Genomic DNA, 20321 nt, shown 5'->3' with positions numbered 1-20321 from the left:
AACGCTGCGGGGCTTTCCTTTATCGGATCGGCGCGCCGAGCGGTTTGCCGTGACGGAAGACCCGGCGTTCCGAGGGCGGGGCGGCCACGGCGGCCGCCGCACTCACGGCCGGAAGCGCCACGAAGCTGGCCTCTGCGCCCACTTGCAGGCCCCGGCCTTCGAGGCCGAGCGAGACGGCGGCCTCGGTCGTCGCCATGGCCAGTGCCACGGCAAGATCCTCGTCCCGGTAGAAGCCCGAGCGATAGCCTATGAGCATCGCCCGCTGGAGCATGTCGCCATTGCCGTAGGGCCACCAGGCGTCGCGGATATTGTCGTTCCCGGCAAAGACCCGCACGCCATGTTCGTGCAGGCGCAGAATGGGCGGAAAGGCGCGATCTCCCGGTGCGTTGGTCATGATCGCCACCCCGGCGTCGGCCAGGGCACAGGCGATCGTGTCGAGCACCGGAAGCTCCACGTCGCCCAGGGCATAGGCATGGCTCACCGTCACCCGGCCGCCGAGACCCAGTGCGCGGGTGCGCGCGGCAATGCGGTGCAATTGCTCAACGCCCGGCAGTCCGGCCTCGTGCAGGTGGATGTCGATCTTGGCACCGCGCCGCTCGGCAAGGCCGAAGACGATGCCGAGATGAGCTTCGGAATCGCCGTCCATTCCTTCGGGATCGATCCCGCCCACCACTTCCGCGCCTTCGCGGATGGCGGCGTCGAGAATGTCGGCCGTGCCGGGGCAAGTGACGATGCCTGCCTGCGGGAAGGCCACCAGTTCGATGTCCATCTGGCCGCGCCATTTCTCACGAGCGGCCATGACCGCGTGCAGATGCGAGAGCCCGGTCGTGGCATCGACATCGACATGGCTGCGCATCGCCACGGTGCCCAGGCTGGCGGCCTGGCCGATCAGCACGTCGGCGCGGACCGCGGCAGGGCGCACGTCGGCGAGCATGGCTTTCTCCACCGCGAGCCGTTCGCGCAGGCTGGCGGCGGGGCGGTGGGGTTGCCACGGTTCGCCGAAGAAGCTCTTGTCGAGGTGGATATGGCCGTCGACGAAGCCCGGCAGCACCAGGTGTCCGCCCAGATCCACGCGTCCGGCCGTATCGTCGGCGACAAGGTCGGGGCCGATTGCCACGAAGCGGCCGCCCGAAACCGCCAGGTCGGCCAGGCTGCCGTCCGGGAGCAGGGCGCCGGTGAAGAGCTGCTCTATCATTGCGTGGCTCCGGCCTTGTCGGCGATGTTCCAGGCCGCGACCTTGTTCTTCGTATCCGTCAGCATCCCGTCCAGCGCCGTGCGGTCATAGAGCTTGCCGTTCATGATGACGGCGCGGATCGCGCGGGTGGCGGCGATGTCCTTCAGCGGATCGCGGTCCAGCAGGACGAGATCGGCCGCCTTGCCGGGGGCAACGGCGCCATAGCGGCCCAGCAGGCCGAACCAGGCGGGACCGGCGCGGGTCGCGGCGGACAGGGCCTGCGCCGGGGTGAGGCCTTCCTTCACGAAGAGGCTCAGTTCGTCGTGCAGGCCGATGCCGGGATAGTTGAAGGAATTGAGGAAGCCCGCATCGGTGCCCGCGATCACGGTGACGCCCGCCTTCTCCAGCAGCGGCAGCACCGCCGCCATGCGCTGGAAATGCGCATGGCGCGCCTCGACCGCGGCAGCATCGGCCTTTGCGGCGCGTTCGATGCGCCATTCGTAGGTCTTGCGCAGCTTCGGGCCGATATAGGCGAGATAGGAATCGTGCGCGTGATCGTCGGCATCGAGCCAGGCGAGGATGCGGCTGCCGTTCAGCGTGGGCGTGACGAAGACGCCCTTCTGCGCGAAGTTGCGATAGGAGGCCATGGCCGTCGCCGTGTCGAACCCGCTGTCGAGCCGGCGATTGGCCTCGGCACGGTCGATGCGGCCCGCGGCGAAATCGGCGGCGATCGCCGCTTCGTCCTTCACACCGGCCTTGTAGGCATAGTCGATGTGTTCGATCGAGCTGATCCCGGCATCGACCGCCTGGCCGACGGTCAGCGCCATCGGGATATGGCCGGAGCTTCGCAGCCCGCGCGCCTTGGCCTGCGAGACGGCATAGAGGAACAGTTGCGGGTCCAGCGTGCTGTCAGTGATCTTCACGAAGTCGACTTTGTCCCGGTCCTGCAGCCGGGTCAGCGCCGCATCGACATCGGCCTTGCTGCCGACTTCGATCGTGCCTTTCCACACCGGCTTGATCCCCTCGATCTTGGCGCCGGATGTCAGCAGGCGGGGGCCGAACAGGGTGCCGCCGGCGATCTCGCCGCGCCAGGACAGGACCTGGTCGGGAAGGTCGCCCGAACAGTCGCGGATGGTGGTGATGCCGTGAGCGACATAGAGCGGCAGCAGCGCCTTGTTCTCCTCGACGAGGTCCGGGCCGCCGCCGAAATGAACGTGCATGTCCCAGAGGCCGGGGATCAGGAAGCGCCCCTTGCCCTCGACCACGCTCTGCGCATGCCAGGCCCGGGCGATCTCGCCGTCCTTGCCGACTGCCACGACATCGTTGCCGCGCAGCACGACCGCCTGTTCGCCTATGGCGCGCCCGTGTTCGACGTCTATGACCGTGACGTGGCGGATCATCATGTCAGCGCTGTCGGTGACCGGTGCGCCGGCGGCGAGGGCGGAGGTCGTGGAGGCGAGGAGGGCGACGATCAGCGGGGCGACGAACTTCATGGCGGAAGGCTCCTTTTCCGCAAATCTACGCCGCCGCGTTATCATTCACAAATTAGATATTGGCATGTCCATCATTCGCTCTATGAATGAACTTATGCTCGATCCCCGTCTCCTGCGCAGTTTCGTCGCCATTGCCGATACCGGCCATTTCACGCGCGCGGCAGAGCGACTGGGCATGACGCAGTCGACAATAAGCCAGCAACTCGGACGATTGGAAGACATGGCGGGCCATGCCCTGATCGATCGCGCCGCGCGGCCGGTGCGTCCGACGCCGATGGGCGAACGCCTGCTGGGCCACGCCCGCCGCATCCTGCAGCTCGACGAGGAAGCACAGAGCCTGCTGCGCGATCCGGCGGGCACGGCGGCGATCTCCATCGGCATGCCGGAAGACCTGGCGACGCTTGCCATGGCGCAGGGTCTGGCGCGTTTCGCTGCCCGCAACAGCCGGATCAGGCTGGACGTGGTCACCGGGCTGAGCCGCGATCTGGCCGGGCGGTACCGGCAGGGGGAATTCGACATCGTCGTCGTCAAGGAAGACCAGCCCGCCGCGGATTGCCGCGCCAGCTTTCCGGAGCCGCTGGGCTGGTTTGCCGGCCCCGGCCACGCGGTAGAGGCGCGCGATCCTCTGCCCTTGGTGACGTTTCCCAACGGCGGCCTCTACCGCGACACGATGTTCCGCGAACTGGAGGCCATCGGCCGCCGCTGGTACGTCGCCTTTTCCGGCAGCAGCCTGCAGAGCGTGCTTGCGGCAGTCTCTGCGGGCATGGGGATTTCGCTGCTGCCGATTTCGGTGACGCAGGGGCAGGGGCTGCGCCGGGTCGACGGCCTGGGCGAGGCGACGCCCATGGTCGTCTCGCTCTATGCGCGCGAGGACCAGGAGCCGATCGGCGATCTGGTGGCGCTGACCTCGAAAGTGTTGGAGAACCGGTGACCCTCCGCCCCGGCAATGGGGCAGAGGGTGGCTGCGCCTTCGGGCGGCTACCGGCGTCCTCGCGCCGGGCGGCCGAGGTGAAGCGCAAGTCGGGCCGCGCGCGATCGGAACGCTCTAGTCTTCGAGGATGAGCCCGTGATGCCGCGTCTCGCGCATCCGCACATAGACCACCAGCGAGATGGCGATCATGACCGAGACGTAGATGTAGAAGGCCTGCTCCATGCCTGCCTGCTTGAACCACAGGGCCACGAATTCGGCCGTGCCGCCGAACATGGTGTTGGCCAGGGCATAGGGCAGGGCAACGCCCAGCGCCCGGATATGGGCGGGGAACAGCTCGGCCTTCACCACGGCATTGATCGAGGTATAGCCGGTGACGATCACCAGCCCGGCCATCACCAGCAGCCCGGCGACCAGGGGATTGCGGGTTTCCGCAAGCGTGGCGAAGATCGGGTATGTGCAGAGCACGCCGAATACCCCGAAGCCGATCATCAGCGGCTTGCGGCCCACCCGGTCGGACAGGGCGCCGGCCAGCGGCTGGAGCAGCATGAACACGAAGAGCGTCACGCCGTTGATCTCGGAAGCGGTCTCGCGGCTGAGGCCGCTGGTGTTGACCAGGAACTTCTGCATGTAGATCGAATAGGCGTAGAACGCGATCGTGCCGCCCGCCGTCAGCAGCATGACCGTCAGGGTTTCTCGCGGGTGATGGCGGATCAGTTCGAGGAAGCCGGACTGCGGTGCCCCCTCGGCGCGGGCTTTCTCGAAGCTGTGCGTCTCGGCCATGCCCCGGCGCAGGCGGAACACCAGAACCGCCAGGGCGCCGCCGATCACGAAGGGAATGCGCCAGCCCCAGGCATCGAGCTGGGCCTCGGTCAGCAGCGCCTGGAGCACCAGCAGGACGCAGATCGCCACGAGCTGCCCGGCAATCAGCGTGACGTACTGGAAGCTGGAAAAGAACCCGCGCCGGTCGCGTCCAGCCATCTCGGAGAGGTAGGTGGCGCTGGCGCCATATTCGCCGCCGACGGAAAGGCCCTGCATCAGCCGCGCCAGCACCAGCAGCAGCGGCGCGCCGATGCCGATGGACTGGTAGGACGGCGTCACCGCGATCAGCAGCGACCCCGCGCACATCAGCGCCACCGATAGCGTGAGCCCGCTCTTGCGGCCCTTGCGGTCGGCATAGATGCCCATCAACCAGGCGCCGACCGGGCGCATCAGAAACCCTACCGCGAAGATCGCCGCCGCGCTCAGAAGCTGGGCGGTCCGGTCCTCGTCCGGGAAGAAGTGCGGCGCGAAGTAGAGCGTGAAGGCCGAATAGGCGTACCAATCGTACCACTCGACCAGATTGCCGGTGGAGCCCGCGACAATGGCCTTCAGCCGCTGGCGGCGGTCGGGGGCGACGGGTGGCGGGGTTGTCGACATCGGGATGCGCCCTCTTGCTGATCGTCCTGCCGCAGCAACGGGCGGAACGAGCGGACGGTTATGGGAATTGGCTGGCAAGGTCCAGAAAGCAGGTCGAGGTCGAGGGCGCCGGGAGGAAAACCCCGGTTCAGCCCCGGGCCTGCTCCAGCGCTTTCACGGCTTCGGTCAGCTGCGCGAAAGTGTAGGGCTTGTTCAGCATGAAGGCCGGCGGATGGGGCAGGTCCCAATTGCCGCCGCCACTGGCGATGGCGAAGGGCACCGCGCGGGCACCCAGTTCGGCGATGATGGGATCGGCGCGCTCGCCGGCCAGGTTCATGTCGATGACGGCCACGTCGAACTCTTCGTCGCGCCCCGCTTCCAGTGCCGAGGCGAGGGTGGCGTAAGGACCGACCACGTGGCAGCCCAGGTCGTCGAGCATTTCCTCCAGCAGCATCGCCACCAGAATTTCGTCTTCGGCCACCAGAACGCGCAGCCCTTCCACTTCGGGGTTCCCCTCGATCATTTGCGTCAATCCTCGATGCTTTCGCGTATCCGCTTCGCCAGTGCATCCATGGCGAAGGGCTTTGTTATCATGGCCATGCCCGGTTCCAGAAATCCGGCGGCAAGCGCGGCGTTCTCGGCATAGCCGGTCATGAACAGCACTTTCAGGCCGGGCCGCGCGGAGCGGCCGCCATCGGCGACCTGGCGGCCATTCAGGCCGGGCAGGCCGATGTCGGTGATGAGCAGGTCGATGCGCTGGTCGGATTGCAGTATTTCCAGGCCGGAGGGCCCGTCCGCCGCCTCGATGGCCTTGTAGCCGAGTTCGTCCAGCACTTCTATGATGAGGCCGCGCACCACGGCCTCGTCCTCGACCACCAGCACGACTTCGCCTTCGACCGCTGCGGGCAGGTGGCCCGCATGCCCGGCATGCTCGTCCGCTTCTTCGACGCCGCGATGGCGTGGCAGGAAGAGCTTGACGCTGGTGCCCATGCCTTCCTCGGAATAGATCCGGGCATAGCCTTCGGACTGCCGTGCAAAGCCGTAGATCATCGAGAGGCCGAGCCCGGTTCCCTGTCCCATCGGCTTGGTGGTGAAGAACGGTTCGAAGGCCCGGTCGCTCACTTCGCGCGTCATGCCCACGCCGGTATCGCTGATGGCGATGCAGACATATTGCCCGGGCCGCAGGTCGCGCTGCTGGACGACGGATTGGTCGTCGAAATGGGCGTTGCACGTCTCGATGGTCAGCTTGCCGCCGTCCGGCATGGCATCGCGGGCATTGATGACCAGGTTGAGGATCGCGCTTTCGAGCTGGTTGGGATCGCAGCGGGTCTGCCAGAGCCCTTCGGAAAGCCCGAACTCCAGCTTGATGTGCTCTCCCAGCGTCCGCCGCAGCATGTCCTCCATCGAGGCGATCAGCGGGTTCGCGCGGACCGGGCGCGGGTCCAACGGCTGGCGGCGCGAGAACGCGAGAAGACGGTGCGTCAGCGAGGCGGCGCGCTCGGCGGAGGCCTTGGCGCCTTGCAGCCAGCGTTCGAGATCGCCGGTACGCCCTTGCGCCAGGCGGTTGTGCATCATGTCCAGGCTGCCGGTGATGCCCTGGAGCAGGTTGTTGAAATCATGGGCAATGCCCCCGGTCAACTGGCCGACCGCCTCCATCTTCTGGCTCTGGCGAAGCGCATCTTCCATGGCGCGCTGTTCGGTGACATCGCGGCCCACGGCGTGAATGCGGCCGCCGTCCGGCACGGCGGTCCAGGCAATCAGGCGGTAGTCGCCGCCGCGGGTGCGATGACGGTTTTCGAAAGCGAGCATCCCGGCGGAGGCCCGGTCCGATCCGCCAGCTTCGCCCGCGCCCGGTCCTCCCTGGTCCGCTTCCCCTTCATCAGGGTCCGGATTGAACAGGCCCGAACTGCTGGCCAGCCGCGTCAGAGCCGAGGCGGTGACGGCGCGGTCGTCGGGATGGACGAAAGCGGCGATCCGGCGGCCCAGCATCTCGCCCTCATGCCAGCCCAGCAGCCTCTCGGCGGAAGGGTTGACCGCCGTGATCAGGCCGGCATGGTCGCAGACCAGCATGAGGTCGCGGCTGATCGACCAGAGCCGGTCGCGATCCTGCGCAAAGGCGGCCTCGGCCTGCTTCTGGGCCTCGATCTCGGTATTGGTGCCGATCCAGGCCGTGGTCTCGCCCTGGGCATCGACGAGCGGCAGCGCGCGGGATAGGTGCCAGCGATAGCCTTCCTGCGCGTCGAGCAGCCGGAACTCGGTCTCGAAAACTTCGCCGGTCTTTACCGAGTGGGCCCATTTCGTCCGGGCATCCTCCCGGTCGTCAGGGTGGAGCACCGCGTTCCAGCCATCGTTGCCCAGGCTTTCGCGGGTACGTCCGGTATAGGCGTAGACACGCTCGTTGAACCAGTCGATCTGGCCGTCCGCCCGCGCGGTCCAGACCTGGTTGGGCATGTTCTGCGCCAGCGTGCTGAACTGCGCCTCGCTCTTTTCGAGCGCGCGCTGGATGCGGCGGCGGTCGGTGACGTCCTGCACCACGCCGATCATGCGGGCAGGGCGGCCCTCGCTGTCGAACTCGAACTCGGCCTTGCGGGCGATCACCCGCTCTTCGTCGGTGTCGGCGCGGTGGACCCGGTATTCCACGTCGAGCTGGGTCGCTCCCTGCTGGCGCCGGATCCAGGTGGATACGAGGTACCGGTCTTCCGGGACGACCAGGCCCTCGATCAGCTCGGTCGGCGGCGATCCGCCCGGCTGGGTGCTGGGATCGATACCGAAGATGCGCCAGAATTCCTCGGTGCCGTCGATCTTGTTGGCCGCGATGTCGATGGCGAAGAGACCCACCCCGCCCGCGCGCTGCGCGCGGCGGAGCCGTTCTTCGCTCTCCTCCAGCGCCTGGCGGGCACGGTGTTCGGGCGTCCGGTCGCGCATGAGCTTGACGAAGCCGATCGCCTCGTCGGCGGGGCCGCGCAGCGGGGTCATTTCGCTGAGGCCCCAGAACCGCTCTCCCGATTTGCGCAAGTGCCAGCGTGCATCATGGGCGCGGCCGGTCTCCAGCGCTTCCTTGCGCTTCGCTGCGGGACGGCCGAGTGCGCGGTCCTCGGGGGTGAAGAACGTGGCCATCGGTTGGCCCAGCATTTCCTGCTCGCTCCAGCCGAGCATGGCGGCAGCGCCCGCGTTCCACAGGGTGATGCGGCCATCGGGATCGGTGGCAACGATGCCGTAGTCTATCGCGCTGTCCAGGATCTGGCGGTTGAACACTTCCCGTTCGCGCAGTTGCCCCTCCGCGCCCACGCGCTGGACGTGCGCCCACGACCTTTCGGTCACTTCGCGAATGACGCCGAGTTCGTAGTCGCTCCAGTCGTGCGGCTTGCGGTCGTGGATCGCCATTAGCGCGATCAGGTGGCCCTGTTTCACCAGCGGCATGCAGACCGTGGCGGCAATGCCGATATTCTCGAATGTCTCCGCTTCCTCGGGCGCGAGTTCGCGGCGGTTGTCGGCGATGATGAGCGGCCGCCCGGCATTGAGGTCCTGCACCGCGCGCACGCCGAAATCGGCAAGGCTGTAGTGGCCGACGATGGATGGCGAACCGGCCGCGTGCCAGTCGCCGCGAATGGTGAAGCCGTCGCCGTCGCGGTCCATGTCGGCATAGGCGCAGTTGGACAGCCCCAGATGCTGGGCGGTCATGCGTGTCGTGGTCGCCAGGATCTGGTCGGCATCGCGGCTGTCGCGCACGGCCCGGCCCAGATCGTCGAGGAAGCGCAAGCGGGTCTCGCTCTGCTGCAAGGCCTGGCGTGCGGCATGGGCCTCGGTCGTTTCCACCACGACCGCGATCACGCCCGCCGGGACGCCGTCGTCGCCGGGGACGGGGGAATAGTCGAGGTTGAGCCAGACCTCCTCCGGGCGCCCGTGGCGGTGCAGGGTCAGCACATGGTCGCGATAGCTGAGCGTGCCGCCGGAGAGGCCCACTTTCATGACGTTGTCGTTGAAGTCCGCCACTTCCTCCCAGCCGTCACGCACGTTCGAACCGAGCAGGCGGCTGTCCCGCGCGCCGGCGAAGTGGGAATAGGCATCGTTGTAGATCATGACGCCGCTCTCGCCCCAGAGCAGGACCAGCGGCACGGGGGAAGGCAGCATGAAGCCCACGGTCTGCTTCAGGCTGGCTTGCCAGCCGGCGATCGGGCCAAGCGCCGTCGCGCTCCAGTCATGCGCGGCGATACGGCGTGCGAGATCTCCGCCGTGGGACAGGAACCCTTCGGCCTCGTACTCGCCGTGTTTCATCGACCCCACCTCCTGTGCGCCCACCCGCCCGTGCCCCACCCATAGGCGCGCGACCCCGAGTGCGCCCGGCCCCGCCAAGGCTTTAGCCTATCCGCAGTCGGGACACGGCGAAATGCAGAACTCCCGGAAATGTTGCCGGTTCCCGCAAGGGGCGCAAGAGGCGACGTTTTTCGCCTTTTTAGCGTCTTACTCCGAAGCCTGATCGCCGGTGCGGCGTTGCAGGAAAAGGATCGAGAGGTCGCGTTCCGGCCGCCAGTCCGTCTTCGTCATCTCGAAACGGGTCGCACCGATCTTGCGCACGCCTGCTCCGCAGAAGCTGACGAGATCCTCGGGGCGCTCCTTGTCGACCACCAGGCGAAAGCGGCCGATCGGTTTCTTCCAGTTCCCGGCCGTCACCAGGATGTATTCCAGCCAGGCCTCCGAGTAGATGATTTTCGCCGCCTCCGCCCGGCGCAAGGTGGCGAGCAGCGCTGGCTCTATGCAATAGTTCCGCAAGGCCTGCGGCTCTGGATCGCTGCCGAGCAAGGTGCCGACCGTACCGCCCACCGAGGGCTGGTAGCGATGCTCGACGACGACGGGCACGCCGGCGGGAAAGCGCTGCATCCAGTGGTAGGTCGTTTCCAGCGTCCAGGCGGGATAGCCGTCGGCATCGACAAGGCCAAGCCGCTCGGCTTCCGCGCGTGCGGAGGGGGCAAGGCGGTCCACTGCCTCCTGCGCGGGGCCAAGATGAGGCGCCAGCGGCACCGCATGGGCGCGCAGCCAGGCGGCGCGGTCGACCTTGCCGACCATGGCCTTCTGTTCGATCTCCATGGCCACCGGCTTGCCGTCCACCTTTGTCCGGAAGCCCAGGAAGTTGTCGGGCGAGTCCACCGGGATCGCGATGTCCACCTCGAAGAAGGCGCGGCCGCCCACGGCCGGCAGGGGGAAAGCCACGCGGCTGACCACGTCCTTGCCGCTGGTATTGACGAACGTGTAGCGCACCTTGACGGCCGACCGCGAGATTTCCAGGTCCTCGGTGCGCATCTCGATGGCATCGCTTTTGGTCAGGACCAGCCCGCCGGCAGCAAGCTGCGCAGAGGAATCGTTGGCCAGCGCCGCGCCCGGAAGGACGGAAAAGAGGGCCGCGACGGCGGCATAGGACGTTCTCCACATGAACCGGTCCTAACCCGCCCAGTGCCCTGGTTTCAATCGCTTGCGATGCCGCTGCCATGCCAGGACCGTTCCGTGGGCGCGGCGGGCAGAGTTAACGCTTCATTCGCCAAGCCGCGCTACACGCCGTTGCAGCGACCTTGTCGGGACGCGACTTTGCGGAGCTTGTTTCTTGGCGCGTTGGTCTGACCGGATAGTGGTATTCGCCGCGGTGCTGCTGCTGGGCCTTGCGCTCGTCTGGACCTGCCTGCAACGCGGGCCGTGGTACGACGAGTTCTACACCCAGTTCGTGACGCGTCCCGGCCTGTCCTGGATCACCGCGCTGCGCGAGAGCTGGATGGCGGACAATCATCCGCCGCTTTACTACATCCTGGCCCGGGCGACATCGTGGCTGGGGTCGATTGCGCAGCACCGCCTGCTCAACGTCGCGCTCGGCGCGCTGGCTCTGGCAGGGGCAGCCGTCATCGTGCGCGATGTTCCCCGGCTCGCACCGGCCGCCACGGTGACGACGCTGGCGCTCGCTGCCAATCCCTGGGCATTGATCGCGGGCAGCGAGCTGCGCTCCTACTTCCTCTCGCTTTGCGCGGGGACCGTGTTCGCCCTGGGCCTCTGCGCGATCCGGTTGACCGGCGCGGCGGGCGGGAAGGGTCGCCAGACGGCATTCTGGGCCGCCGCGCTGCTGGCGTTCAACACCCATATCATCACCTCGCTGGCCTGCGCCGCGATCGCCCTGCCGTTCCTTTTCGTGGCCGCGCTGCGGCGCAAGGGGGCTGAAGTGCGCGCGGTCGGCGCGCCGGTCGTGGCGGGAGGGCTGGTCTTTGCAGTCGTGACCGCGGTCCAGCTGCCGGTCTGGCTTGCCAATACGGCGGTGTTCTGGATCGAGCCGGGGTTCGATTCCGCCCGCTGGTCGGTCGAATGGGCGTTGCTGCGGACACTGGAAGCGAACCCGTTGGTGCTGGTCGGCGCGCTTGCCGGGGCCGGATTGCTCGCCCGGGACGTGCTGGTCCTGAAGAGACCGCGCAGCGAGGCGGGCGCGCTGGCGCTCCTCGCGGCAGGGGTGGTTCTGGCCGCTGGCGGCCTGGTGGTCCTCCACCTCCTGCGGCCGATCCTGGTCGAGAAATATCTCATGGCGCTGGTTGCGGCCCTTTGCGTGGGCATGGGGCTGGCGGGCGGGAGGTTACTGGAAGGGCTTGCGCCGCACTGGCGTTCGCTGGCGCTCGTCTCGGGACTGGCGGCGACGGTCTGGGCCCTGTTCCAGAACGTGCCGCTGGCGGTGGAGCGGATCAGCTGGCTGAATACCGGGCGGGCGATAGCGCGCGAGGTCGCGCTCTGCCCCGGCACCGTCGTGCATACCGACCCGTTCTGGAATGCCGAAGTCATGGCGATGAAGCCGCGCGACAACGCGCAAGTCGTGCCGTTCGCCTATCGCTATATAGCGCAGTCCTTCGGTTTCGCGCTGGCGCCTGCTGGATCGCGAACGATGGGGCAGGAATGCCCGACCGTGTTCTGGGGCGAGCATGACAGCAAGCGTCAGTTCGATGCGGGCGCGGTGGCGGCGCATTTGCGCCAGTCCGGCTTCGCGGTGGAAGGCATGGACTTCCGGCGGCTTGGCGATGGCTGGATCGCCGTGATCCCGCCGCGTAACCCGCGGTGACCGCATGACGGGTTCTCCTGCCGGCCAGGCGCCCCGCAAGCTCTGGAGCATCCAGGCGCTGCGCGGGTTGGCGGCCCTTGCGGTCGTGGCCTACCATGCCGCGCGCCATCTCGGTAAGGCCGTGGACGCGTCCGCGATCACGCGCCTGACCCAGCCGGGCCATGCCGGGGTGGACCTGTTCTTCGTGCTCTCCGGCTTCATCATCCTCCACGTTCACCGGGCGGACATCGGGCGTCCGCAGGCCCTGCGACGCTATGTCTGGCAGCGCTTTGCCCGGCTCATGCCGATCTATTGGGTGGCGCTGGCAGCGACCATCGCGCTCATGCTTCCCCGTCATGCGGACGAAGTGACCGCGGCAGGCGTGGCGCTTTCGGCCAGTCTCCTGCCGACGGTTCAAGACCCCTTGCTGGGCGTTGCCTGGACGCTTCAGCACGAGATGCTGTTCTACGGCGCCTTCGCGTTGCTGATCCTCAATCGGCGGCTCGGCCTGTGCTGTCTGGCGCTCTGGCTGGGCTGGGGGATAAGTCAGTTCTGCGGGCTCGTTCCGAGCGGACTGGACGTTCCGCGCCTGACCAGCGTGTTCAATCTGCAGTTCCTGTTCGGCATGATGGCCGCTGCTGCCGTCGCCTCCGGCCGCCTCAGCCATGGCCGCCGCCTCGCGGCGGTTTCGGCCCTGCTCCTGGTGGTGGTCGGGATGCTGGAAGCAACCGGGCGGATGGACGGCTATGGCAGTTTGGCCCGCCTAGCCTACGGCGTTCCCTCGGCCCTGCTGATTGCCGGGCTGGCGGGCTGGGAAGGGCAGGCGGCCAAGCCTGTAAGCGTTCCGGGGGTGCTCACGGCGCTGGGCGACGCCTCCTACAGCCTTTACCTCTTCCACCTTCTGGGGATCGGGGTGGCCTGGCAGATATGGCTTCGCGCCGGACCGGATCCCGCCGAGAACCTCGCGGCCTGCTACCTGTTCCTGCTGGCTGGAGCCACCGCGTGCGGTCTTGCATGCCATTACGGCATAGAGAAGCCCTTGCTGCAATATCTGCGGTCGCGGCGCTCAGCCGGGCTTGCGCGTGGCCAGCCGCGCGATGCGCTTGATCCGGCGGTATCCGCTCCGCCGCCCGCGCGCTGAGGGCTCGGCTTCCGACCGGACCCTTTGCAGCAGTGCACGCAGTTCTGCAGGCGTGGGATCCCGTTCCTCGCCGATGCGGGCGACCAGCGCGGGATAGTGCCACTTCGCCTGACCGACGGGCCGCGTCTTCACGCTTTCGGCGCGGGCAGTTCCGCTCGTGGCCCAGAACAGCAGGCCCGCCACTGCGACACATCCGAAGGTCAGTATGGTGGCCCAGAGGCTCCCTCTGCCCACGCCCAGTACCAGCACGGCGACCAGTAGCGCCGAGAGGCCCAGTCCGGCCGCCATCGGGTGATGCATGCGCAGCGCGGCCTTGACGCAGAGCACCGTAGCCGCCGTCACGAGCAGGGCGCTGACGGTGATTTCCAGGATCGCTTGCCCAAGAATGGTCAGGATCGTCATGAAAGGCTCCTCTCCCAAGAATGCCTGATGCAACTATATCGTATCGCGACGGAAAAGCCAAGTCGCCGACCCGGACGATTAGAAGGCCACATCGATGCGGATCGTGTCGCTATAGGCTCCGGCAGGCGGCGTGACCTGGCCCGGCAGGAGGGCCGCGCGGTAGGTATAGCCTTGCGAGGTCAGCGAATCGTAAGTCCCGGCATTGCTGTCTGCCGAGGCGCTGCTGCGGCGAGCGGAGCCGGTCGCGCCCCAGCGGTCGGTGGAACTGGCGGTCTTGTAGATTTCGTACTGGAGGTAGTTGGCGGTGGTGCCCGCACGCATGCGGCGTAGGCCGCTGGCCGCGTTGCTGCCATCGTCCAGGCCGACCGTGTAGGCCGTGCCGGCACTGCAGCGGATCAGGATCGTCCGCGTGATGGGATTGAAGCTCCCCACCAGCGGCGCCGAGCCGAAAGCGGCAGTGGGCGCGGTGATGATGCAGTCGTTCTGAACGACCAGGGTGATGGAAATCCGCACGGCCGTGCCCGTCCCCCAATTCGTGGGCGTGCCGAGTAGCGGCCGCACGAAACCGGGGCTGGAATCGTAGGCCAGACAGACCGCCACCCCCAGCGTGCAGACCGAATAGAACCAGCGCACATCGAGGAACCCCGTGTAGGTTCCGGCCCTGAGCGCGGATGTCGCGGTGGTGCGGAAGTAGATCGGGATCGAATTGTTGGTCCCGCTGAAGAGGCTGAGCAGCGTTGTCGAAGACAGGTTCTGCAAGTTGCCGATGGTCAGCGGCGTGCCGTTCTGCGCCAATGAGGCGACGAAGGGGATCGTCTGGCCGCTCGGCCCGGTCAACAGGAATGTCGAGGCGTCGACGCGCAAGGCGACGTAGTGGGTCGCCAGCAGGGCCAGCGCGACATCGCATTGCAGTCCGGACGAACCGCTCCCCTGCTGGGCAGTGCTGGCCACGCTGTAGGAACTGACGCTGCCGAGGTTGGTGCTGGCGGCGGATACGGTGCAGGCGGCGGCCCGCTGCGGTGTGAGAGCGAGCGCGAGGAACAGCGCGAGCGCGGCCAGGAACCGGCTCGCAGGTCGGCGGCCAAGAGGGTCAGGGAGCAGGCGTGCTATCAGGGCCGACATGTCAGGGTTCCCAGGTCGAGGATGTCATCGCGGGGCGGACCGGCGCTGAACTGGACGCGGCAGCTCGCGTCTTCGGGAAGGGCAACTTCCAGCGCGTTTTCCGGGGCGACGTTCTCGAGATAGAGCATGCCGTCCCACCCGACGTAGGTTCTGGCCGCATGGTTCAGCGTGACCGGCGTTCCTGCGGGAAGCGGCTGCCCCGCTGCATCGACGATCACCGCGCGCGCGGCGGCGACGCGCGCCACCGGGAAGCGCACCACGTAGCCGCTGCCCGCCGCCACCGCCACGCGCTGGCTCACCCGGTCGGCCTGGACGCTGGGGGGCAGGGCGAGCGTGTCGATGTCATAATGCGCCGGATACCAGGCGCTTGCGGCGGGAACGAGGAGTTGCCCGTTGCGGTCGGTCTCGCCGATGACCTGGTTTTCGTAGCGGACGGGGATGCCGGCCTCGCCATTGGTGGAAACGAGGGCGAAAGCGTCGGTCACGCGGTTCGCGGCGAACAGGCCGCCGTCCATGAAGACGAGCGCGCCACTGGCGCCGAACCACCCGGTCATGCCCCCCGCGCCGCCGTGCGGCTGTCCATAAGCGCCCGCGCGAAGCTGGATGGGCTGCGTGCGCCAGGCCGCGTCGCCGCGCAGATAAGGGCTGTCGCCGGAGTCGCGGTAGGCGCTGGCGTTCCAGCCGAACCCACCGTCCGTGGGCACCGGCCGCGTGTAGTCCGCCCGCAGCCCGGTCCTGCCGCGATCGTCCCGCGTCAGGCCGCCGCTGACGGAGCCGGTGCCGAGCGGCACTGTCAGGGTCAATGCGCCCGACCAGCTCCGCCGCTCGCCGTCTCCGCCCGAGAATTCTCGTGAGACCGTGGCGTAGATGCGGCTCTGACCCCAGAGCGGAAGCGTCCAGGAGAGGTTGGCGAAGCGGGCATTGCGGGCATTCTCCTGGCGCAAGTCGAAGACGCCCACGCCCAGGGTGCCGGTGCTGCCCAGGGCGAGGCTGGCCGTGGCCGCCGTCTGGCGTTCCCAGCCTTCGTCCTCGCGTTCCAGGCGGCCCAGATCGGTGTAGCCGCGGTCATGCCGGGTATGGCGCAGCCCGAGTGAGAACGTCCGCGCCTGATATTCATAGCCGACTGCCAGTTCCCCGCCCGCGCGTGCGCCGAAGCTGCGGCTGTAGGAGGCGCTGACGATGCCGAGATTGCCGATCCGCGCCACGCCCCCGGCACCGAGCACATGCATGTCCCGCGTCGTCTCGGCGCGCATTTCCAGCGTCAGTCCGCTTGTCAGGCCGTGGCGGGCATAGGCGCTGCCGGCCAGTGCGCCATAGTCGAAGCTGCGCAGGCCGTAATTGCGCCGAAAGGCTCCGGCAGCGATGGAATAGTCGGTGAAGCCGGCGCGCAGCAGGGTGCTGCTGACGTAGAACGGAACGGAGGTCACCACGCTGCGGCCATGAACGTCGGTGACGATCAGGTTGGCCAGCCCGCTGCCGGAGATCGGTGGCAGGGTGTCGAGCGCGAAAGGTCCGGGATTGACGCGGCTGCCGGCGATCCGCTGGCCGTTGACCACCAGGTCCACGGTCGAGGGCAAGGCGGCATTGCCCGCGAACTCAGGCAGCGGATAGGTGATGATGTCGGGCCGGACCGAGAAGTCGCGGGACACTTGCGCGCCGCCGAGCCGAACCGCGGGCGCCCAGGACAGCGATCGGGTGATAACGTCGCCCGCTTCCACGGTGGTCATGCTGCGCTCGTCCGACCAGCGCCAATATGTGTCGTAGCGCATGTAGGGGCTTTGCGCGGCTGGCCCGCCGCCGACGCGCAGGGCACCCGTGCTGGAGAAGATGCCGGCGGGTCCGAATATCCGCGCCTCGTGCCACAGCGAGGCCTGGAAACCGATGCCGCCGCCGCCGGTGGCATAAGCGTCGTAGTTGAGCAGGGCGCCCATGTCGCGCATGGCCGGGCGAAAGCCGCTTTGCTCCGTGCCGATCCGCTGGGCCGGCAGGTACTTCGGCAGGACGGTGAGATGAAGCTGCTGGCGCCCCGCGTCATAGTCCGCAACAACGCCATCGAGACTGTCGAGGTAGAGCCGTTCCTCGGTGACGGGCAGCACCATTCCGGCCCGGCACAGGTCTTCCGCCCGCACCAGGAAACGCGGCCCTGCCTTGATGAGCGAGGCCACCACGCCGCTGTCCATGCCGTTGACCAGCAGTTCCAATTCCAGCCTTTGCTCGGCGTCGAAGTCGACCCGCTCGGGCGGCGGGGGAAGCTCGGTGAAGACGTCAAGACCGGGCGCCGCGCTGGCGATCGCCGGGGCGGGGGCAGCCAGGCACTCCGGCGCCAGGACGAGCCCCGCCAGCGCGGTGATCGCGGGAATGCCGCCGGTCCGCGACATCCAGGCCGGGCGCGATCGATCCGGTAAGGCTCCCGGCATTCCGGCTCATTCCGGTCCTGTCGTCATGTGCCGGTCATTCCGGCAGCCGTTCGATGCGGGCCATCGCCTTGCCGTTGAGGGTCGCCTCCAGGTCTCCGGCGGCGTCGACGCCTTCGGGCAGCGGCCAGCGCATCGTCGCGCCGGGCAGGACGTAGCCGAACAGCCCCTCGTTGAGGCTCGAGCGCTTGCCGTTACCCGAAAAGGCCACGCCGCTCAGGCGGGCATGGCCGCCGCCGCTGTTGCGGATCTCTAGGAACCGGCCGCCCGCCTCGGATACCGGGCGCCAGGCCAGGCGGGGCGGCGGAGCCGGCGCCTTCTTGCGGGCATCCTCGGGCCTGGCATAGGAAAACAGCGGCAACGAATAGCGCATGCGGAATGTGACCGCCGCGCCCGGCGTGGTCTGCGCATCGGCCGTGGGGATCTGGTCCACCACGACGCGGTAAGGCTTTTCGGGCACGCCCGGCGGCGGCACGAGGCGGGTGAGGCGCACCAGTTGTCGCTCCCCCGCCGCTATGGTGAGGATCGGCGGAGTGCCCAGGATATCGTTCTGGGCCGCATAGACGTTCTCACCGTTCTTCTGGGCCCAGGCATAGACGCGGACTTGCAGCGTAATGGGCGCCTTGCCCGGATTTTCGAGCCAGAGTGCGGCCGCAGGCTGGTCGCCCTCGATCACCGGGCTGACCGGCCAGAGCAGCAGCGAGCCGGCCGACTGGGCCAGCGCCGGTCCGGCAACCGGCACCAGGGCGCTGGAGGCAATCGCGGCACCGAGGGCGAGTTTAAGCGACAGAACGGCGGCCTTCATCGGTGGCTCCTCGGAGGTGGCGGGGCGAAAAGGGGGCGCTGGTCACCATGTCAACGTGACGATCAGGGTGTCGGTATAGGTTCCGGGCGGCATGGTTCCGGAGGGTGTCAGCGCGGCAAAGATGGGAAGGCGCACGTCCTCGCTGTTGGTCGAACCGATGCTGTTGCCGTAGGCCGTGCCGGCCACGATCGGCAGGGTGCAGGCCGCATCGCGGCAGAGCGCATAGGGAATGCGCGCGGTGGTCGCGCCGGTGCGCTGAAGGTTGCGCTGGCCCGAGGCGGCATGGGTGCCGCCGTCGATGGTCATGATGAGGTTTACGCCCGGCGTGCAGCGCAGCCGGATGGCCTGGCCGGTGGTGGTGGTGGCCGTCCTTTGCTGGGTGGAAAAGGTGGAGACCGTGCCGAAGTCCAGCGTGCCGACCCGTCCCGCATTGCCGCTGGAGCCAAGCCCGTCGACCAGGCAACCCGGCGTGACCGTGGCGGTGACGTCGAATGTCGCCGTCGTGGCCGCCCTTGCGCCGGCGGCGCCAAACGTGGCCCAGGCCGCGAGGACGCCGGCAGCAAGAGCGAGGCTGGAGGCGGGAAAGGCAGGCGCAGAACGCCTTCCCGCCGCGGCAGGGCGGTCGGAGGGCATGACGATTTCGGGACGCTTCCCTAGAGTTCCAGGACGACCGTGACGATGTCCGCATAAGAGCCCGGCGTCAGGCCCGGCTCCCCGAAGGCGCGGCCGTAGACATTCACGGTCTGCACGGAGCCGTCGCTGGGCAGGACGATGTCCCCGCCCACGGGTATCACGGCATTGCGCGCCGCGTCGCTATAGAGGTTGTAGGTAACGAACTGGCCGGGCGCGGCCTGGTTGACCATGGCGTGAACGCCCACCCCGGCGCCCGATCCGTCGTTCTGTCCGGCATTGAAGGAGAGCGTGGGGGTCACGCCGTTGCTGCACTGGACAGTGAAGCCGGCGGCGCCGCTCAGCACCTGGGCGTCGACTTGCGTGAACAGGGTGTTCTGCGATCCGAAGGCGAGCGTTCCGAAATTCACATTGGCCGAACCGTCGTCGTAGTTCTGGCCGTTGATGATGCACCCTGCGGTCAGCGTGATCGTGGCGTTGATCGTCCCGTTGATGTCGGCGTGCGCCGGCACGGCGGCCAGCATGCCCAGCGAAAGACCGCTTGCGGCAATGACAGTCCTCAACACGATGGCACCTCTCTTTCCTCTCTCGCTCCCGGTGGGAAGCAATGCGTTGGCAAAAGCCCGGCCGCGATCCCGCTTCGACCTGACCAGAGCCGCTGGCCGGGTGTCCTGCTCCAGCAATCGAATGAAATGGCTGGATGCGGCGGCGCAGTGCGTGAAATCGTAATCAACCCACAATGGGTGAAGTTCCGACCATATTGGAATGAAAAACCGCCGCATCGGTTATTTCTTGGGGAGGGGTACTTAATTCGGTTCATCGATAACTGTAGAAAAATCCGGCCAGACTGCGGTTTTTCGCAATGCTAATTGTAAATTAACCAAACGCGAATTTACCGCCGGATCGAACAGTGTTCGCGGCTCGAAGATCCTCATGAGCAAATTTTTTGCCATAGATTTAGAGCATTAGCGGATACACAGCCGTGAATCGGGCCATGGTCATGCGTCTCGCCATTTCTCCATGGCGGTATCGTAGGCCTGGCGGGCCTTCGCGACACGCGCGTCCAGCGCGTCCTGTCGCCGGGCGTGGGAACGTCGCAATTCCGTGATCTCCGCCGCGATCCGAGTGCGCTCCGTTTCCAGATCCTGCAGCGCTGCCTCGAACGCCCGCGCCTGCCGATCTCTTTCGTCCTCGGCGGCATCAAGCTGGGCGCGACTGGGCTTCGGCGGCGGAGCCTGGCGCTTTTTCGGAGCAGGTTTGCCGGAAGAACCGAGGGCTTCCACGGCCTTTCGCCGCGACTTGCGAGGCTGCGTCCTGGCGGCTTCGGCAAGATGCTGATCCGTGCTGCCGCGCGGCACGCGGACGACTTTTCCCGGATCTGCCAGGGCCGCCCTGGCCAGTTCGGGGTCCGTCACTTTCTCCGCCTGCCCCCGCGCAAAGAGGTCGGCTTCCGCGCCCCACGCCGCCAGAGCCGCCTTCTGGCTCGGCGCGGCCACATAGGCATCGTGGAATCCGATAGGGGTGCGGAATACCTTGAGCTTGGCGGCCATCACGACATCTCCGACGGGATCAGCGCATTTTTTGCGGCATGGTTCCCGCGGCGTCGTTCAGCAGCTTTGTTGCAAATCATGAAAATTCGCCCGGTTTCGGCGCGGGGCCGCATCATCGTCCTATAACGATTGCAGCCGCGTCCGGTCCGGGAGATCATCTCCCGGCTCGTGCTGCGCGGTGCCTTTCTCTCGTCTCCCCCCAACAGA

The 20321-nt window shown here is 67.4% G+C and carries 16 protein-coding genes; 3 read left to right on the top strand and 13 right to left on the bottom strand.

Annotated elements, in window-relative coordinates; genetic code table 11:
- Positions 1 to 19 precede the first annotated feature (19 nt).
- Both AC1VV3_RS18625 and AC1VV3_RS18620 read right to left on the bottom strand, forming a co-directional pair.
- Positions 20 to 1195 carry an amidohydrolase family protein gene (locus tag AC1VV3_RS18625; RefSeq protein ID WP_431567687.1) on the bottom strand — a complete coding sequence of 392 codons (1176 nt, stop codon included), beginning with the start codon at positions 1193 to 1195 and terminating at the stop codon, positions 20 to 22.
- Positions 1192 to 2667 (bottom strand): amidohydrolase family protein, encoded by a 1476-nt coding sequence (locus tag AC1VV3_RS18620; protein ID WP_431567686.1) that lies wholly within the window; start codon positions 2665 to 2667, stop codon positions 1192 to 1194. Before AC1VV3_RS18620 ends, AC1VV3_RS18625 begins: the two co-directional genes overlap by 4 nt.
- Before the next feature lie 82 nt (positions 2668 to 2749).
- Between AC1VV3_RS18620 and AC1VV3_RS18615 the strand changes: the two genes are divergently transcribed.
- Positions 2750 to 3598 (top strand): LysR family transcriptional regulator, encoded by an 849-nt coding sequence (locus AC1VV3_RS18615; protein ID WP_465127063.1) that lies wholly within the window; start codon positions 2750 to 2752, stop codon positions 3596 to 3598.
- 114 nt (positions 3599 to 3712) lie between these two features.
- On the opposite strand, the gene AC1VV3_RS18610 is transcribed toward AC1VV3_RS18615, so the two are convergent.
- The 4 genes from AC1VV3_RS18610 to AC1VV3_RS18595 form a co-directional block, all read right to left on the bottom strand.
- The gene (locus tag AC1VV3_RS18610) at positions 3713 to 5014 is read right to left on the bottom strand and encodes an MFS transporter (RefSeq protein WP_431567685.1); all 1302 of its coding nucleotides are present in this window, start codon (positions 5012 to 5014) and stop codon (positions 3713 to 3715) included.
- Between the two features lie 127 nt (positions 5015 to 5141).
- Entirely contained in the window at positions 5142 to 5516 is a 375-nt protein-coding gene (locus AC1VV3_RS18605) for a response regulator (protein WP_431567684.1), read from the bottom strand.
- A gap of 5 nt (positions 5517 to 5521) precedes the next feature.
- On the bottom strand, positions 5522 to 9268 hold the full coding sequence (locus tag AC1VV3_RS18600) for a PAS domain S-box protein (RefSeq protein ID WP_431567683.1): 3747 nt from the start codon (positions 9266 to 9268) through the stop codon (positions 5522 to 5524).
- 186 nt (positions 9269 to 9454) lie between these two features.
- Entirely contained in the window at positions 9455 to 10420 is a 966-nt protein-coding gene (locus AC1VV3_RS18595) for a DUF4424 domain-containing protein (protein WP_431567682.1), read from the bottom strand.
- Positions 10421 to 10589: 169 nt separating this feature from the next.
- Between AC1VV3_RS18595 and AC1VV3_RS18590 the strand changes: the two genes are divergently transcribed.
- Entirely contained in the window at positions 10590 to 12071 is a 1482-nt protein-coding gene (locus AC1VV3_RS18590) for a hypothetical protein (protein ID WP_431567681.1), read from the top strand.
- Between the two features lie 4 nt (positions 12072 to 12075).
- Complete coding sequence (locus AC1VV3_RS18585) at positions 12076 to 13191, top strand: acyltransferase family protein (protein WP_465127062.1); 1116 nt, start codon at positions 12076 to 12078, stop codon at positions 13189 to 13191.
- Here AC1VV3_RS18585 and AC1VV3_RS18580 read toward each other — a convergent pair.
- The 7 genes from AC1VV3_RS18580 to AC1VV3_RS18550 all read right to left on the bottom strand — a co-directional run bounded on the left by AC1VV3_RS18580 (position 13117) and on the right by AC1VV3_RS18550 (position 20114).
- Positions 13117 to 13593, bottom strand: a complete 477-nt coding sequence (locus AC1VV3_RS18580; RefSeq protein WP_465127061.1) for a hypothetical protein — start codon at positions 13591 to 13593, stop codon at positions 13117 to 13119. The genes AC1VV3_RS18585 and AC1VV3_RS18580 overlap by 75 nt on opposite strands.
- A gap of 78 nt (positions 13594 to 13671) precedes the next feature.
- Positions 13672 to 14715, bottom strand: a complete 1044-nt coding sequence (locus tag AC1VV3_RS18575) for a Csu type fimbrial protein (protein ID WP_431567678.1) — start codon at positions 14713 to 14715, stop codon at positions 13672 to 13674.
- Positions 14703 to 17093 carry a fimbria/pilus outer membrane usher protein gene (locus tag AC1VV3_RS18570; RefSeq protein WP_482962103.1) on the bottom strand — a complete coding sequence of 797 codons (2391 nt, stop codon included), beginning with the start codon at positions 17091 to 17093 and terminating at the stop codon, positions 14703 to 14705. The genes AC1VV3_RS18575 and AC1VV3_RS18570 overlap by 13 nt, the downstream gene beginning before the upstream one ends.
- 73 nt (positions 17094 to 17166) lie before the next feature.
- Entirely contained in the window at positions 17167 to 17934 is a 768-nt protein-coding gene (locus AC1VV3_RS18565; protein ID WP_431567676.1) for a fimbrial biogenesis chaperone, read from the bottom strand.
- Positions 17935 to 17976: 42 nt separating this feature from the next.
- A complete protein-coding gene (locus AC1VV3_RS18560; RefSeq protein ID WP_431567675.1) occupies positions 17977 to 18567 on the bottom strand; it encodes a Csu type fimbrial protein in 591 nt (196 codons plus the stop codon).
- Positions 18568 to 18587: 20 nt separating this feature from the next.
- Positions 18588 to 19130, bottom strand: coding sequence for a Csu type fimbrial protein (locus AC1VV3_RS18555; protein WP_165921394.1), 543 nt, complete (start codon positions 19128 to 19130; stop codon positions 18588 to 18590).
- 432 nt (positions 19131 to 19562) lie between these two features.
- Positions 19563 to 20114, bottom strand: a complete 552-nt coding sequence (locus tag AC1VV3_RS18550; protein WP_431567674.1) for a hypothetical protein — start codon at positions 20112 to 20114, stop codon at positions 19563 to 19565.
- Positions 20115 to 20321: the final 207 nt, after the last annotated feature.

Source organism: Novosphingobium sp. BL-S-34 (assembly GCF_056857015.1).
This window is presented reverse-complemented; position numbering and strand designations above follow the sequence as displayed.